Origin of the sequence: Streptomyces sp. NBC_01197 (genome assembly GCF_036010505.1) — a bacterium.
In the GTDB taxonomy this organism is placed as follows: Bacteria; Actinomycetota; Actinomycetes; order Streptomycetales; family Streptomycetaceae; genus Streptomyces.
This window is the reverse complement of sequence record NZ_CP108569.1, coordinates 6286562-6302729: the sequence shown is the minus strand read 5'-3', so window position 1 is coordinate 6302729 and position 16168 is coordinate 6286562. Positions and strand designations below refer to the sequence as shown.

The window sequence follows — 16168 nt, the reverse complement described above, 5'->3', positions numbered from 1 at the left end:
TGCTCCGACCGGTTTCCCTTCCGGAGGGAGCACCCGCGGCGGTTCAGCCGTCCTGCGCCTGCCACTCCGGCAGGCCTGGCGCCTCGGCGCCGATCGTGGTGGAGTCGCCGTGGCCGGTACGGACCACGGTCTCCGGGTCCAGGGTCAGCAGCCGGTCCCGGATGGACGCCACGATCGTCGGGTGGTCCGAGAACGACCGGCCGGTCGCGCCGGGGCCGCCCTGGAACAGCGTGTCGCCGGTGAAGACCGTGGCCAGACCGGGAGCGTACAGACAGACAGCGCCCGGCGCATGACCCGGTGTGTGCAGCACCGTCAGCGCGGTCCCCGCCACCGTCAGGGTCTGCCCGTCCCTCAGCTCACCGTCAGGGAGGCAGCCGGGGTGGGTCATCCGCCACAGCGGCAGATCGTCCGGGTGCAGCAGGACGGGTGCCCCGGTCGCCGCGGCCAGGGCGGGCGCCGCGTCGATGTGGTCGTTGTGCGCGTGCGTGCAGACGATGGCGCGCAGCGTACGGCCACCGAGGGCGGCCCCGATCGCGTCGGCGTCATGGGCGGCGTCGATGACGATCGCCTCGCTGTCGTCGCCGACGATCCAGACGTTGTTGTCGACGTCCCAGCTGCCGCCGTCGAGCGAGAACGTGCCGGAGGTGACGAGATGGTCGATACGGGCCGCCATCAGAACTCCACCACCGAGCGCAGCACATCGCCGTCGTGCATCCGCTCGAAGGCCTTCTCGACCTCGTCGAGCCCGATCGTCTCGGTGACGAACGCGGCGAGGTCGATCCGCCCCTGCTGGTGCAGATCGATGAGCATCGGGAAGTCGCGTGAGGGCAGGCAGTCCCCGTACCAGGAGGACTTGAGCGCCCCGCCTCGGCCGAAGACGTCGAGGAGCGGGAGTTCCAGCTGCATCTCCGGCGTCGGGACGCCCACCAGGACGACCGTGCCCGCCAGGTCGCGGGCGTAGAAGGCCTGTTTGTACGTCTCGGGACGGCCGACCGCCTCGATCACCACATCGGCGCCGAAGCCGCCGGTGAGCTCACGGATCGCCTCGACCGGGTCCGAAGTACGCGAGTTGACGGTGTGGGTGGCGCCCATCCGCCGCGCGGTGCTGAGCTTCTTGTCGTCGATATCGACCGCGATGATCTTCGCGGCCCCGGCGAGCCTGGCCCCGACGACGGCTGCGTCACCGACGCCGCCGCAGCCGATGACCGCCACCGAGTCACCGCGGCCGACCTGACCGGTGTTGATGGCCGCGCCGATCCCCGCCATCACTCCGCAGCCGAGCAGACCGGCGACGGCCGGGGAGACGGCGGGGTCGACCTTGGTGCACTGGCCTGAGGCGACCAGGGTCTTCTCGGCGAAGGCACCGATGCCCAGCGCCGGGGAGAGCTCCGTCCGGTCGGTCAGAGTCATCTTCTGCTTCGCGTTGTGCGTGTCGAAGCAGTACTGCGGCCTGCCGCGCAGACAGGCCCGGCACTGGCCGCACACAGCACGCCAGTTGAGGATCACGAAGTCGCCGGGGGCGACATCGGTGACACCCGCGCCGACCGACTCCACAGTGCCGGCGGCCTCATGGCCGAGCAGGAACGGGAAGTCGTCGTTGATCCCGCCCTGCTTGTAGTGGAGGTCCGTGTGGCAGACCCCGCAGGCCTGGATCCGCACGACGGCCTCGCCGGGCCCCGGGTCCGGGACCAGGATCGTCTCCACGCGGACGGGTTGGTTCCTGCCGGGGGCCACGACCCCTTGAACCTGCTGCGTCATGCCGTCAACAGCCTTCCTGTAACCGAGCCGGTGTGGGGGCTCAGTCTTCCAGGCCCTGTCAGTCCTCCAGGACCTGACGCTCGGCGGCGATGGACGCGACCCGGCCGCGCACCACGAACCAGCCGCCGACGAGCGCGGCGGCGATCAGCGGCAGGCACTCCACGGTGGTGCGGCCCACTCCCCCGCCCCACCACATCAGGAACGCGACGGCCGCCAGGAAGCAGAGGGTGACGATCTGGGTGTACGGCGCCCACGGCAGCCGGTAGGAGGGACGGGTGACCCTGCCCTCCTTCGACCGCTGCCAGAAGAGCAGCGAGCAGAGCATGACCATGCCCCAGGTGCCGAGGATGCCGATGGAGGCGAAGTTGAGGACGATCTCGAAGGCCTTGCCGGGGACCAGGTAGTTGAGCACGACGCCCAGCACCCCGAAGGCCGCGGTGAGCAGGATGCCCCCGTAGGGCACCTGCCCCTTGTTCATCCGGCCGGTGAAGCGCGGGGCGGACCCGGCGAGCGCCATCGAGCGCAGGATGCGTCCGGTGGAGTACAGACCGGAGTTGAGGCTGGAGAGCGCGGCGGTCAGGACGACCAGGTTCATCACGCCGGCCGCGCCGGGGACGCCGACCTTCGACAGCACGGTGACGAAGGGGCTCTCGCCGTCGGAGTACGCGGTGTACGGGAGGAGCAGGGCGAGCAGCACCACGGAACCGACGTAGAAGATACCGACCCGCCACATGATCGAGTTGATCGCCTTGGGAATGATCTTCGCGGGGTTCTTGGTCTCGCCCGCCGCCACACCGCACAGCTCGACGGAGGCGTAGGCGAAGACGACGCCCTGGATGACCAGCAGCATGGGCATCACGCCCTTGGGGAAGAAGCCCCCGTTGGCGCTGATGGTGCTGATTCCTGGAGTGTGCCCGGCGACCGAGTGCTGCGTGACCACCAAATAGATGCCGATGCACATGAAGGCCACCAGTGCGGTGACCTTGATGATCGAGAACCAGAACTCGGTCTCGCCGAAGTACTTCACCGAGATGAGGTTGGCGGCGAGGACGACGGCCAGGGCGACGAGCGCGCAGACCCACTGCGGGACCGAGCTGAACATCGACCAGAAGTGGGCGTAGGTGGCGGCGGCCGTGATGTCGGCGACGGCGGTGGTCGACCAGTTGAGGAAGTACAGCCAGCCCGCCGTGTAGGCGCCCTTCTCGCCCATGAACTCACGCGCGTAGCTGACGAAGGCACCGGACGAGGGGCGGTACAGGACGAGTTCGCCCAGGGCCCGTACGACGAAGAAAGCGAAGACTCCGCAGACGGCGTAGGCGATGGCGAGTGAGGGGCCCGCACCTGCCATCCGGCCGCCGGCGCCGAGGAAGAGGCCGGTACCGATGGCCCCACCGATGGCGATCATGTTGATGTGGCGGGACTTCAGGTCTTTGCTGTAGCCCTCGTCACCGGCATCGACGTGCGGTGAGGGTTCTGCCGCAATGAGGGTGCGGTTGCTCATGGGGTGCGTCGCCTTACGTGGGGGAGGTGGCGGCCGATCAAGGCGTCAGCGTAAAGGGGACACGTCGGGCACGAGAACGAAATGAAATCTATGTCACAAAAAATTTGGAACTGCACCGGTCACGGTGCCAGGACATCGAGCTCCTTCAGGGCGCCGACCGCGATCTCTCTGGTCAGCTCCTCGGCCCGGTCCGCATTGCCTTCCCGTATGGCCTCCGCCACCTGCACATGCAAGGTCACGGCGGCCGGGTCGGGGTCGTCGAACATCACCTGGTGCTCCGTACGCCCGGCGAGCACCTCGGCGACCACATCGCCGAGCCGGGCGAACATCTCGTTCCCCGAGCCGCGCAGGACGAGGCGGTGGAAGGCGATGTCGTGCACCAGGTACGCGGCCAGTTGGTGGCCGCGGGACGTCGCGACCATGCCGAGCGCCTGCTCGGTGAGGGCGGCGCACTGCTCGGCGGTGGCGTGCCGGGCCGCGAGCCCGGCGGCCACCGGCTCCACGGAGTACCGCAGGACGGTCAGTGAGCGGAGCTGCCTCGACCGGTCGGCGCCGGCCAGCCGCCACCGGATCACCTGCGGATCGTAGACATTCCACTCCTCGGTGGGGCGCACGGTCACGCCGACCCGGCGCCGCGACTCCACCAGGTGCATCGACTCCAGGACGCGGACGGCCTCGCGGATCACGGTGCGGGACACGTCGAAGCGCTGGGCCAGCTCGTCGGTGCGCAGCACACTGCCCGGCGGGTACTCCCCCGAGGTGATCGAGGGACCGAGGTTTTCCAGCACGTGGGCGTGGAGCCCCGGGCCCTGAGTGGTCATGGCATCACCCTACGGGGCATCCGCCGGAGCTATTACGTATGACTTTTAGGTCACAGACTCTTGAATAAGTCGTACCTAATGGGTTTCAGTAGCGCGACGGATCCAGTCTGAGCCCCGTCGAAGTCATGTCGAAGAAGACAGCGAGGCACCACCGATGACCACCCCCCGAGTCGTAGTCCTGATGGGCGTGGCAGGGACCAGCAAGACCACGATCGGTCCGCTGCTCTCCGCCGCACTGGGCGTCCCGTACGCCGAGGGGGACGACTTCCATCCCGCGGCGAACATCGCCAAGATGTCGGCCGGGACGCCCCTTGAGGACGCCGACCGGTGGCCCTGGCTGGACGCGATCGGCCGGTGGGCGCACGAGCGTGCCGACCGGGGTGGGGTCGTCAGCTGTTCCGCGCTCAAGCGCTCCTACCGCGACCGGCTGCGGGCCGAGGCGCCCGGCGTCGTCTTCCTGCACCTGACAGGCGACCGGGAGCTGATCGAGAAGCGGATGGCGGAGCGCAAGGGGCACTTCATGCCCACCGCGCTCCTCGACTCGCAGTTCGCCGCGCTCCAGCCGCTGGGCGGGGACGAGGCGGGCGCCGCCGTCGACATCTCGGGAACCCCCGAGGAGATCACCGGACGGGCCGTGGCCGCACTGCGCGGCATTGGCGAGTAGCACCACCGTCACGCCTTACCGCACACCGCTCACCGCCTGACGAACCACTTCCTCACGAACCGAAGGAATCCACCGTGTCCAGTCTCAGTGTCGAGATGCTGGCAGCGGACGTAGCGCCGATATCGTCGGCCGGCCATGCCCAGCTGGGGATCGCCGTCCTCGCGGGCATCGCCGTCATCGTCCTGCTCATCACGAAGACCAAGCTCCACGCGTTCCTGTCGCTGACCATCGGATCGCTCGTCCTGGGAGCGGTCGCGGGTGCTCCGCTCGACAAGGTCATCACCAGTTTCACCACGGGCCTCGGTTCCACCACCGCGAGCGTGGGTGTCCTGATCGCGCTCGGCGCCATACTCGGCAAGCTCCTCGCGGACTCCGGCGGCGCCGACCAGATCGTCGACACCATCCTCGCGAAGGCGAGCCGGCGCGGTATGCCGTGGGCGATGGTGCTGATCGCGGCGATCGTAGGACTGCCGCTCTTCTTCGAGATCGGCATCGTGCTGCTGATCCCGGTGGTCCTGCTGGTCGCCAAGCGCGGCAACTTCTCGCTGATGCGGATCGGTATCCCGGCGCTGGCCGGCCTGTCCGTGATGCACGGACTGATTCCGCCGCACCCCGGTCCGCTGGTGGCCATCGCCGCCGTGCACGCCAACCTCGGTGTGACGCTCGCGCTGGGTGTCCTGGTGGCCATTCCGACCGTGATCATCGCCGGTCCCGTCTTCTCCCGGTACGCGGCCCGCTGGGTGGACATCCAGGCACCCGACCGGATGGTCCCGCAGCGCCCGTCGGAGGACCTGGAGAAGCGGCCCGGTTTCGGTGCCACCGTGGCGACCGTGCTACTGCCCGTCGTGCTGATGCTGGCCAAGGCGCTCGTCGACATCGTGATCGACAACCCCACGGACACGCTCCAGCGCGCGTTCGACGTCATCGGCTCACCCCTGATCGCCCTGCTGGCCGCGGTGATCGTCGCCATGTTCACGCTGGGCCGGGCCGCCGGATTCAGCAAGGGCCGGATGTCGGCGACGGTCGAGAAGTCGCTCGCCCCGATCGCGAGTGTGCTGCTGATCGTCGGCGCCGGCGGCGGCTTCAAGCAGACCCTGATCGACTCCGGTGTGGGTCAGATGGTGCTGGACCTCTCCAAGGACTGGTCGATCCCGGCGCTGCTGCTGGCCTGGCTGATCGCCGTGGTGATGCGCCTGGCGACCGGCTCCGCCACGGTGGCGACGGTCTCCGCCGCCGGTCTGGTCGCGCCGCTCGCCGCGGACATGTCGACCGCGCACGTGGCACTGCTGGTGCTCGCCGTCGGCGCGGGCTCGCTCTTCTTCAGCCATGTGAACGACGCGGGGTTCTGGCTGGTGAAGGAGTACTTCGGGATGGACGTCGGCCAGACGATCAAGACCTGGTCGGTGATGGAGACCATCATCTCGGTAGTCTCGATGATCTTCATCCTGCTGCTCTCGCTGGTCCTCTAGTGCCTCGGCAGGCAGCGTTTGCCCGTCAAGGAGCGGCGCCAGCTGCGGACCCAGGCGTACAGCCCGCCGCCCGTACGGGAGAAGGACACATCTCATGGCACATCCACTGTTCGAGATCGGTGGCCGTACGGCGCTGGTCACCGGGGCCAGCCGCGGCATCGGGCACGCGCTCGCCCGCGGTCTGCTGGAGGCGGGCTGCACCGTCGTCATCAACGGGCGGGACGAGGGCCGGCTGAAGGCGGCCGCCGCCGGACTCGCCGACGCCGGGGGCACGGTACTCACCGCCCCCTTCGACGTCACCGACGGACCATCGGTCGCAGCCGGGATCGCCGCGGCCGAGGAGCAGGCGGGCCCGCTGGACATCCTGGTCAACAACGCCGGGATGCAACTGCGGGCCCCGCTGCTCGACTTCGCCGACGACGACTGGCACCGGATCGTCGGCACCAACCTCACCAGCGCCTTCCTGGTGGGCCGCGAGGCCGCCCGGCGGATGGTTCCCCGCGGCCACGGGAAGATCATCAACATCTGTTCGCTGCAGAGCGAGGTGGTGCGCCCCGGTATCGCCCCGTACGCGGCCACCAAAGGTGCCCTGAAGATGCTCACCAAGGGCATGTGCGCCGACTGGGGGCAGTACGGCATCCAGGTCAACGGCCTGGGCCCCGGCTACATCGAGACCGAGCTGACCCGGCCGCTGGTGGAGGACGACGAGTTCAGTTCCTGGGTGCGCGGCCGTACCCCGGCCGGGCGCTGGGGGCGCACCGACGACCTGGTGGGCGGCGTGCTCTATCTCGCCTCACCGGCCGCGGACTTCGTGAGCGGCCAGATCCTGTACGTCGACGGCGGAATGACGAGTGTGCTGTGATGCGCGGCTGCGTGATCCACGGAGTGGACGACCTGCGGGTCGACGAGCTGCCCGAGCCGGTGGCCGGACCCGGCGAGGCCGTCGTCGCGGTGCGGTACGGCGGGGTGTGCGGCTCGGATCTGCACTACTGGCGGCACGGCGGGGTCGGTGACTTCCTGCTGCGCGAGCCGATGGTGCTGGGCCACGAGGTCGTCGGCACCGTGGTCGCGTACGGCGAGGGGGCGGAAGGTCCCGCGCCCGGCACCCCGGTGGCCGTGCACCCGGCGACGCCGTGCGGCGGCTGCCCGGAATGCCTGGACGGGCGGGCCAACGTCTGCCGGGACACCCGCTATCTGGGCAGCGCGGCCCGTACCCCGCACGTGCAGGGCGGGTTCGCGGCCCGGATCGCGGTGCCGGCCGGCCAGCTGAGGGCGCTCCCGGCGGGCCTCGGCCTGCGCAGGGCCGCACTGGCCGAACCGCTGTCGGTCGCGCTGCACGCGGTGCGCAGGGCCGGTCCCGTCGAGGGCAGGCACGTCCTGGTCACGGGCGCGGGGCCGATCGGCTCCCTGGTGGTGGCCGCGCTGCGGGCCGCGGGCGCCGAGGCGGTCACGGTCACCGATCTGCTGCCGAAGGCGCTGGAGTTCGCGGCCGCCGCGGGTGCGACGACGCTCGTGGCGGTCGGTGACCCGGACGGTCCCGGCCTGGCGCACGAGGTCGACACCGCGATCGAGGCGTCCGGGTCGGCAGCCGGTCTGGACACATGTCTGCGGTCGGTGCGGCGGGGCGGGGCCGTCGTACAGCTGGGGATGCTGCCATCGGGGATGAGCCCGTTCGCCGGGAATCTGGTGGTGAGCCGGGAGATCGAGCTGCGCGGGGCACTCCGCTTCGACGTGGAGTTCGACGGGGCGATCGAGCTGCTGGCCCGGGAGGACTCCTTCGACGCGCTGGTCAGTGCGGTGGTGCCGGCGGAGCGGGCCGCGGAGGCGTTCGCTCTCGCGGCTGACCGGTCGCAGTCCTGCAAGGTGCTGCTGGGCTTCGGCGGCTGACGGCCGCACGGCCCAGGGCCGGGTCCGCGAGGCCGCCTCCGTCCACCCGTGAGGCCGAGGCTTCGCGGACCCGGCGCCTCACTCCTCGTCCAGCCACAGCGGGTGCTCCCGCCGCGCCCATCCGCGCCCGACCCGGCCGGTCCGCATCCCCCGCCGGGCCTCCGGGTCGCCGAGCGCCATCCCGATGTGCCCGGCGATCACGATGCCGACGGCCAGCGCCAGCCAGTCGTGGATGAAGGTGGCGCTCGTCCGCCAGACCAGCGGCGCCAGATGCGTGAACCACATCAGCAGCCCGGTGCCGAGCATCACCAGCGCGGCGCCGGCGATCCACCCGGCGTAGATCTTCTGCCCGCCGTTGAACTTGCCCGCCCTGCGCGGTGATCCGTCCCTGCGCAGCGCCGACCGCAGCCAGGCGCGGTCGTACGGCGCGAAGCGGTTGAGGCGGCCCAGGTCCGCCCGCAGCGCCCGCGAGCCGAGGCCGAGCAGGACCGGCACCGGCAGCAGCAGCCCGGACCACTCGTGGACGGTCACGACCAGATAGCGGCGGCCGACCAGCTCCGCGAGCTGCGGGATGTACAGGCAGCCTGCCGACGCGATGCACACCAGCATCAGGGCCGACGTCGTCCGGTGCGCCCACCGCACCGGGCGGGTGAAGCGGCGCAGCTCAGACCGTGGGGTGGTCGTCGCGTCCGTTGGACTTGCCGACCCAGGCGTCGATGTCATAGCCGCGCTCCTCCCAGTAACCGCGTCGCACGTCACGGGTGACGGTGATCCCCGACAGCCATTTCGCCGACTTGTAGAAGTACATGGGCGCGACATAGAGGCGGACGGGTCCGCCGTGGTTGTGGCTCACCGGCTGGTCCTGCATACGCAGCGCCACCAGGACGTCCGCACGGCGCGCCTGGTCCAGGGTGAGGCTCTCGCTGTACGCGCCGTCGAAGCAGGTGAAGCGGACCGCACCGGCCCCGGGCCGGACGCCCGCCGCGTCGAGCAGCCGGGAGAGTCGGACACCTTCGAAGGGGGTGCCGGGCACCCGCCAGCCGGTGACGCACTGCACATCGCGCACCAGCCTGGTCTGCGGGAGCCTGCGCAGTGAGCCGAGGGTGTACGAGGCGGGCCGCTCGACCATGCCGTCCACGGTGAGCCGGTAGTTCCCGGCGTCCTTGTGGGGCACCGACGAGGTGACCGAGTAGTAGCGGAATCCGCCGCCGTTGGGCAGCAGACCGGTCAGGCCGGTGGGGTCCTTGCCCGAGACGGCCCCCAGCGCCGTGTCGACCCCGCGCTGGATGTAGGGCGCGGTGACAAGACCCGCCGCGCCCAGGCCGAGCATCCCGAGGACGAGACGGCGGCCGACAGGCGTGCCGTTCTGGTCCGATGGTTCTGGTTTCACCCAATGGTTCGAACACCCGCGGCCGCCAGAAGCCAGCGACCGCGGGTGCCCGTCAGAGTTCCGTCATATGTCCGCGGCGGCTCCGGCCCGCGCCTCGGCGGCCTTGTCGAGCTGGAACGCCTCGTTGCCCAGCCCGATCCTGGCGTGCACCTCGGGCCTGCCCGAGCGCAGCACCAGTCCGTAGACCAGACCGCCGAGCAGCGCGAGGCCGATGATCCCGGGCAGCAGCCAGCTCAGCACGGACCCGGGGCCCGCGCCGACCAGCACGTCGAAGTCCTTGACCGTCATGAAGGCGATGGTGAGCAGGGCGAGGCAGGCGAGGCCCGACGCGGTCAGCCGCCAGATCTGCGCACGGCCCGCCCCGCGCTGCACGAAGAAGGCGATCACCGCGACCGAGGCGGCGGCCATCAGCAGGATGATGCCGAGGGCGCCGATGTTCCCCATCCAGGTGAAGAGGTGCAGGACGGGCGCGGTCGGGTCGCCGTGCGGCTTGCTGTCGGTCACCGCGAAGGCGATGACGACGACGAAGGAGACCACGGTCTGCAGCAGCGATCCGGTGCCCGGTGCGCCGCTGGACCTGTTGGTGCGGCCGAAGGCAGCGGGCAGCAGCCCCTCGCGGCCCATCGCGAAGGCGTAGCGGGCGACCACGTTGTGGAAGCTGAGCATCGCGGCGAACATGCCGGTGACGAAGAGGACGTGGAGCACATCGGTGAAGGACTTGCCCAGTACGCCCTCGCTGAGGCCGAAGAGCAGTCCCGGGCCGAGTTTGGCCGCCTGGGCGCTGATCGCCGACGGCCCGGCGGCCACGGTCAGCGCCCAGGAGCTGATGGCGAAGAACAGCGCGACGAAGCCGACGGCGAGGAACATCACCCGGCGGACGACCACCTGCGGCCTGCTGGTCTCCTCGGCGTACACGGGGGCCTGTTCGAAGCCGACGAACGCGGCGATGCAGAAGCAGAGCGCGGTGCCGAAGCCCGCACCGGTGAGGGTGCCGGGGTTGAAGGCGTGCAGCGAGAGCCCTTCCCTGGCGGGGCTCGCGACCGAAGCGATGTCGAAGATCACCACGAGGGCGCACTCGATGAGCAGCAGCACCCCGAGGACCTTCGCGTTGAGGTCGATCTTCAGCCAGGACAGCACCCCGACGACCGCGACGGCCAACAACGCCGGTATCCACCAGGCCAGTTCGGTGCTCAGATAGGTGTCGAAGAGGCCGGAGACCTCGAAGCCGAAGATGCCGTAGATGCCGACCTGCATGGCGCTGTAGGCGACCAGCGCGACGAAGGAGGCGCCGGCCCCGGCGGTGGAGCCGAGGCCGCGGGCGATGTACGCGTAGAAGGCCCCGGCGTTGTGGACATGCCGGCTCATCTCCGCGTAACCGACGCTGAACAGCGCCAGGACGACCGCGAGGATGACGTAGAGGATCGGCTGTCCCACGATCCCCATCAGGCCGAAGATCGTAGGCATGACACCCGCGACGACCATCAGGGGAGCGCTGGCCGCGAGCACGGAGAGCAGCAGCCCCGCCGTCCCCAGACGGCCGGCGCGCAGCGCCTGGTCCTGGCCCTTGAACGTGCTGATCTTGTTGATCTCGCTCGTGCTCGAACTGCCCGGCGGCATGGCGGGTCGGTCCCTTCGGTGAGGAGGTTAGACGGAGCCGAGCGCGGCACCGCGCGCGGCGCTGAACGCCTGGTACGGGTCCCGGTCGGGGTACGCCCAGGGGGCTGACGTGAAGTGCTCTCCAATGCGGTGGAACAGTGCGGCGGCCTCAGCGGGCCGGCCCTCGCAGAACTTCGCGTGGGCCAGGAAGTTGAGGTCGACGCGGTTGCGCGGGTGGTCCTCGCGCTCCCACTCCAGCCACCAGTCGAAGGCGGCCTTCATCACCTGGCGGGCCCGCCGGCCCGTCCAGTGCGCGGAGCGTGCGGGATCGTCCGGTTCGCTGCCCGCGACGGCGAGCACCCGGTAGCGCTCCGCGTGGGCCACCACCGGCAGCACCGCGAGCGGCGAGTCGGCGGGCGCCTGTTCGGCCGCCCAGGCCGCGAAGTCGTACACCTCGTGAAGCGGGTCCTGGCCGGTTCCCGGATGGCGCTCGGCGAGCCGCGCCGCCATCAGATGGTGGGCGTGGTGGTGCTCGGGGTGGCGGGAGCGCACCTCGTCGAAGAGGCGGCTGACCTCCTCCTCGGTGCCGCGGCTGCGGGCCAGGATCAGCAGACCGAGCCAGGGCGTCGGGTCCGACGGTGCCAGGCGGGCAGCGGCCCGGCATGCCTCGCGGGCCGCGTCTTCCTCATCCTTGGCGGCCTTGCCCGCCCTGCCCACCTTGTCCGCCCTGCCACCCTTGCCGTCCTTGCCGCGCAGCGACCGCATCACCATGGCGCAGGCCAGCAGGGCGGCGGCGTCCGCGCTCTCCGGCTCGGCGAGCAGCCAGTCCTCCGCCCAGGCCGCCGATCCCGGCCCCTCGGCGAGTACGACGAGACGGTGGCCCCGGCGGTCCCAGTCGTCGGCGGTCGCGGTGAGCAGTGAACTGGCTCTGCCCCAGCGGCCCTGGGCCAACTGGGTTCGCACTTCTGTGAGTTCGACGTCGTCGAGGGCCGGGTCGGCGAGGTGGCCGGCCCGTCTTCTGGAGCGGCCGAGGAGTGGGGGCATCCGCGGGTTCCTCAGGGCGCCGGGGGCAATGATCACGCCCAGCAAACCGGTACTGATGGCTCCACGTCAAGGCCGCACAGACGCCACACCCTCCTCAACTCCCTTTGCGCGGCCATGCTTTACCCGGGTGCGTACGCTGGTGACATGACCGGCCCCGAACCCCTCAAGCCCCTGTTGCTCGCCTTTCCCGGCCCGCTCCGTGATCAGCTCGTGGACGCCGTGCTGCGCGGGGAGAAGGTCTCGACCAGCGGACTGCTCGCCGAGTACGAGGCGGAGCAGGAGGAACTGCCTCCCGTGGGCGAGCGCTCCGCGCTGATCGACTCGGACGGCCGCGAGGTCGCGGTGGTCGAGGTGACCGAGGTACGGCTGCTGCGGCTGGGTGACGTCGGCCTCCAGCACGCTCTGGACGAGGGCGAGGGTTATACGTCGGTCGCCGAGTGGCGCGCGGGGCACGAGCGGTTCTGGCACGGGGACGAGATGCGGGAGGCGCTGCGGGACCCGGAGTTCACCGTGGACGACGACACGGTGATCGTGGCCGAGAGGTTCCGGGTGGTGGAAAGGCTGTAGCAGCGTGGCGCGCCGGGCCGCACCCGCTGCCCGCCCACCGCAGCGCTCTCTGCCCCTCTGCCTGGCTCACGGCGCCGCAAGCCCCGCCGACCGGGCTACCCCACCGCCCGGGCCGCTGCCCGCCCGGCGACCCGCCCCGAGTAGATGCAGCCGCCCAGGAACGTGCCTTCCAGCGATCGGTAGCCGTGCACCCCGCCACCGCCGAACCCGGCCGCCTCCCCCGCCGCGTACAGACCGGGTACGGGCGCGCCCCTGTCCGTACCGCCGGCCGGCTCCGCCAGGACCCGGGACGACAGGTCCGTCTCCAGACCGCCCAGCGACTTGCGCGTCAGGATGTGCAGTTTCACCGCGATCAGCGGACCCGCCGCGGGGTCCAGGATGCGGTGCGGAGCGGCCGTACGGATGAGTTTGTCGCCCAGATACTTCCGGGCGCCGCGGACCGCCATCACCTGGAGGTCCTTGGTGAAGGGGTTGCTGATCTCCCGGTCGCGGGCGACGATCTCCCGGCGCAGCCCGGCCTCGTCGATCAGCGGCTGCCCGGTGAGCTTGTTCATCCCCCGCACCAGTGACGCCAGGCCCCTCTCGACGACGAAGTCCGCGCCGTTGTCCATGAACGCCTTCACCGGCGGGGGTACGTCGGCCCGCGCCCGTCCAATGACGTCGCGGACGGACTTCCCGGTCAGGTCCGGGTTCTGTTCTGAGCCCGAGAGGGCGAACTCCTTGCCGATGATGCGCTGGTCGAGGACGAACCAGGTGTAGTCGTGGCCCGACTTCATGATGTGGTCGAGCGTGCCCAGCGTGTCGAAGCCGGGGAAGAGCGGCACCGGCAGGCGTTTGCCGCGTGCGTCGAACCAGAGCGACGAGGGCCCCGGCAGGATGCGGATGCCGTGCTTCGCCCAGATCGGGTTCCAGTTCTGGATGCCCTCGGTGTAGTGCCACATCCGGTCCCGGTTGATCTGGCTGCCGCCCGCGGCCTCCGTGATGCCCAGCATCAGTCCGTCCACATGGGCGGGTACCCCCGACAGCATGTGCGCGGGCGGGGTGCCGAGCCGCTCGGGCCACTGGGCCCGTACGAGGTCGTGGTTGCCGCCGATCCCGCCGGAGGTGACGATGACCGCTTGCGCCCGGTAGGTGAACTCGCCGGTGACCGCGCGGCTGCTGGCGGTGCCCCGCTCGGCCCCGCTCGCCTCCAGCACCTCACCGGTCACCGTGTCAACGGCGCCGGCGCTGCGGGCGAGGCCGGTGACCCGGTGGCGGAACCTGAGCTGCACCAGGCCGCGCGCCACGCCCTCCCGCACCCGGCCTTCGAAGGGCGCGACGACACCGGGTCCGGTCCCCCAGGTGATGTGGAAGCGCGGTACGGAGTTGCCGTGGCCGGTCGCGTCGTACCCGCCGCGCTCCGCCCAGCCGACGACCGGGAAGAACCGCATCCCCTGGGCGTGCAGCCAGGCCCGCTTCTCGCCCGACGCGAAGTCCACGTACGCCTCGGCCCACTGCCGCGGCCAGTGGTCCTCCGGCCGGTCGAAACCGGCGGTGCCCAGCCAGTCCTGCATCGCCAGCTCGCGGCTGTCCTTGATGCGGAAGCGCCGCTGTTCGGGCGAGTCGACGAAGAAGAGACCGCCGAAGGACCAGTGGGCCTGCCCGCCCGCCGACTGCTCGGGCTCCTGGTCGAGGAGGATCACCTTCTTCCCCGCGTCCACCAGCTCGGCGGTGGCCACCAGACCGGCCAGCCCGGCCCCGATCACGATCACGTCAGCGTCGTCCGCCATGAGCCCCATCCCTGCCAGGTTACTTGTGGGTCACATCTTCAGTTCGTCCCGAAGCTGCGTCAACCGTCCCGTTCGGGGCACTCAACGGGTACAGGTGCACTCCCAGGCGCTATCGTCGCCAGGACCCCGCCCCTTCTGGCCGGTCTTGAGGTTGATCACGTGTCGGTACTCGTCGTCGCGCTCTCGGTGGCCGCGGCCTGCTGCCTCGGCTTCGGTTTCGTGCTACAGCAGAGAGCGGCCCGGCACGCCCCGATGAAGGACTTCCTCTCCTTCCGGCTGCTGCTGGACCTGGTGCGGGTGCCACTCTGGCTGGGCGGCATCGCGCTGATGGTCTGCGGCATGGTGCTGGGGGCCCTGGCGCTCGGACACGGCGAGATCTCGCTGGTCGAACCGCTGCTCGCGACGAACCTGCTCTTCGCCATGGCACTCTCCCGGCACCAGACAGGTCAGCCGCTGGGACGGCAGGGCTGGGGCGGTCTCGCACTGCTGGCGGGCGGAGTCGCGGCCTTCATCCTGGCGGGCCAGCCGAAGGCAGGTGCCGCATCGGTGAACGAGCTGCGGCACTGGCTGATCATCGGCGTGGTGGCCGGTACCGCGATGCTCCTGGCGGTCTGCGCCAAACGGACCCGGCTGACCGTGGGGCCCGCGCTCCTCGCACTCGGCGCGGGTCTGCTGTACGGGCTCCAGGATGCACTGACCCGGGTCAGCGGCCAGCATCTGGAGCACGGCGGCTGGCCGGCGCTGGTGACGGGCTGGGAGCCGTACGCCGTGATCGTGCTGGGGGTGACCGGCCTGGTCCTGGTGCAGAGCGCCTTCGAGGCCGCGCCGCTGCGCAGTTCGCTGCCCGCGCTCACCGCGGCGCAGCCGCTCGCTGGCATCGCGTGCGGCGTGGGTTTCCTCGGCGACCAGCTGCGTACCGACACCGGGGCCCTGGCCTGGGAGGCGGCGGGGCTCGCGGCGATCGTCGTGGGGATCGTCCTGCTGGGGCGGCATCCGGCGATGCCCTCCGGTTCCACGCGGACGCCGCGCGAGAAGATGGCCGCATGACGGCCGCGAACCCCGTACCCCCCGAGCCCCCCGCCTCCCCCGCCTGCCCCGCCTGCCCCGCCGACGAGATCCTCGATGTGGTCGACGCGTCCGACCGGGTGACCGGGCAGGCCCCGCGGGGCGAGGTGTACGCGAAGGGGCTGCGGCACCGCTGTGTCTTCGTCCTCACCCGGGACGCCGACGACCGCATCTTCGTCCACCGGCGCACACCGGTGAAGCTGGTCTTCCCCTCGCTGTACGACATGTTCGTCGGCGGGGTGGTCGGCGCGGGCGAGTCCTACGACGCGGCGGCGCTGCGGGAGGCCGAGGAGGAGCTGGGCGTGTCGGGGCTGCCCGCGCCCGTACCGCTCTTCAAGTTCCTGTACGAGGGCGCCGGGCAGGGCTGGTGGTCCTGGGTGTACGAGGTGCGCTGCACGCTTCCGGTGAACCCGCAGGTGGAGGAGGTCGCCTGGCACGGCTTCCTCACCGACCAGGAGCTGGCACTCCGTATCGGCACCTGGGAGTGGGTCCCCGACGGCCTCGCCGCGTACCGCCGGCTAACCGCTCCGCACCCGGGGTGACGGCGGCCGGGACCTCCGCCCGCGGTGTCGGCGCTTCGCGTGGCGGCTGTCGGCATGTCGGCGGGAGGGCCGTGGTCGGCCGGTCCACGGAGGCA

At 70.8% G+C, this 16168-nt stretch carries 16 protein-coding genes; 7 read left to right on the top strand and 9 right to left on the bottom strand.

Translation table 11 applies throughout. The features are described 5' to 3' along the window. Window positions 1-43: 43 nt before the first annotated feature. The 4 genes from OG452_RS28960 to OG452_RS28945 all read right to left on the bottom strand — a co-directional run bounded on the left by OG452_RS28960 (window position 44) and on the right by OG452_RS28945 (window position 4080). Complete coding sequence (locus tag OG452_RS28960) at window positions 44-673, bottom strand: MBL fold metallo-hydrolase (protein ID WP_327298506.1); 630 nt, start codon at window positions 671-673, stop codon at window positions 44-46. Then, on the bottom strand, window positions 673-1758 hold the full coding sequence (locus OG452_RS28955; RefSeq protein ID WP_327298505.1) for an S-(hydroxymethyl)mycothiol dehydrogenase: 1086 nt from the start codon (window positions 1756-1758) through the stop codon (window positions 673-675). Before OG452_RS28955 ends, OG452_RS28960 begins: the two co-directional genes overlap by 1 nt. Window positions 1759-1816: 58 nt before the next feature. Continuing rightward, complete coding sequence (locus OG452_RS28950; protein ID WP_327298504.1) at window positions 1817-3259, bottom strand: amino acid permease; 1443 nt, start codon at window positions 3257-3259, stop codon at window positions 1817-1819. 119 nt (window positions 3260-3378) lie between these two features. Then, window positions 3379-4080 carry a FadR/GntR family transcriptional regulator gene (locus OG452_RS28945; protein ID WP_327298503.1) on the bottom strand — a complete coding sequence of 234 codons (702 nt, stop codon included), beginning with the start codon at window positions 4078-4080 and terminating at the stop codon, window positions 3379-3381. Window positions 4081-4234: 154 nt separating this feature from the next. Here OG452_RS28945 and OG452_RS28940 point away from each other — a divergent pair, with 154 nt between their 5' ends. From OG452_RS28940 to OG452_RS28925, 4 genes are all read left to right on the top strand, one after another. Further along, complete coding sequence (locus tag OG452_RS28940; RefSeq protein WP_327298502.1) at window positions 4235-4744, top strand: gluconokinase; 510 nt, start codon at window positions 4235-4237, stop codon at window positions 4742-4744. 74 nt (window positions 4745-4818) lie between these two features. After that, window positions 4819-6213 (top strand): GntP family permease, encoded by a 1395-nt coding sequence (locus tag OG452_RS28935; protein ID WP_327298501.1) that lies wholly within the window; start codon window positions 4819-4821, stop codon window positions 6211-6213. A 94-nt stretch (window positions 6214-6307) separates the two neighbouring features. Continuing rightward, window positions 6308-7075 (top strand): SDR family oxidoreductase, encoded by a 768-nt coding sequence (locus tag OG452_RS28930; protein WP_327298500.1) that lies wholly within the window; start codon window positions 6308-6310, stop codon window positions 7073-7075. Continuing rightward, window positions 7075-8100: an L-idonate 5-dehydrogenase gene (locus OG452_RS28925; protein ID WP_327298499.1), complete on the top strand. Its 1026-nt coding sequence runs from the start codon at window positions 7075-7077 to the stop codon at window positions 8098-8100. The genes OG452_RS28930 and OG452_RS28925 overlap by 1 nt, the downstream gene beginning before the upstream one ends. Before the next feature lie 78 nt (window positions 8101-8178). Here the strand turns inward: OG452_RS28925 and OG452_RS28920 are convergent, their stop codons facing one another. From OG452_RS28920 to OG452_RS28905, 4 genes are all read right to left on the bottom strand, one after another. Continuing rightward, on the bottom strand, window positions 8179-8823 hold the full coding sequence (locus OG452_RS28920; RefSeq protein WP_327298498.1) for a cytochrome b/b6 domain-containing protein: 645 nt from the start codon (window positions 8821-8823) through the stop codon (window positions 8179-8181). Further along, a complete protein-coding gene (locus OG452_RS28915; protein ID WP_327299821.1) occupies window positions 8765-9430 on the bottom strand; it encodes a molybdopterin-dependent oxidoreductase in 666 nt (221 codons plus the stop codon). Before OG452_RS28915 ends, OG452_RS28920 begins: the two co-directional genes overlap by 59 nt. Window positions 9431-9553: 123 nt before the next feature. After that, on the bottom strand, window positions 9554-11107 hold the full coding sequence (locus tag OG452_RS28910) for an APC family permease (protein ID WP_327298497.1): 1554 nt from the start codon (window positions 11105-11107) through the stop codon (window positions 9554-9556). A 27-nt stretch (window positions 11108-11134) separates the two neighbouring features. Then, complete coding sequence (locus OG452_RS28905) at window positions 11135-12130, bottom strand: hypothetical protein (RefSeq protein ID WP_327298496.1); 996 nt, start codon at window positions 12128-12130, stop codon at window positions 11135-11137. A 144-nt stretch (window positions 12131-12274) separates the two neighbouring features. On the opposite strand from OG452_RS28905, the gene OG452_RS28900 reads away from it, so the two are divergent. After that, window positions 12275-12697 (top strand): ASCH domain-containing protein, encoded by a 423-nt coding sequence (locus OG452_RS28900; protein ID WP_327298495.1) that lies wholly within the window; start codon window positions 12275-12277, stop codon window positions 12695-12697. 95 nt (window positions 12698-12792) lie between these two features. Here OG452_RS28900 and OG452_RS28895 read toward each other — a convergent pair whose 3' ends face one another. Next, the gene (locus OG452_RS28895) at window positions 12793-14466 is read right to left on the bottom strand and encodes an FAD-binding dehydrogenase (protein ID WP_327298494.1); all 1674 of its coding nucleotides are present in this window, start codon (window positions 14464-14466) and stop codon (window positions 12793-12795) included. Between the two features lie 159 nt (window positions 14467-14625). On the opposite strand from OG452_RS28895, the gene OG452_RS28890 reads away from it, so the two are divergent. Then, entirely contained in the window at window positions 14626-15513 is an 888-nt protein-coding gene (locus tag OG452_RS28890; RefSeq protein WP_327298493.1) for a DMT family transporter, read from the top strand. Beyond that, window positions 15510-16073: an NUDIX domain-containing protein gene (locus OG452_RS28885; RefSeq protein WP_327298492.1), complete on the top strand. Its 564-nt coding sequence runs from the start codon at window positions 15510-15512 to the stop codon at window positions 16071-16073. Before OG452_RS28890 ends, OG452_RS28885 begins: the two co-directional genes overlap by 4 nt. Window positions 16074-16168 lie beyond the last annotated feature (95 nt).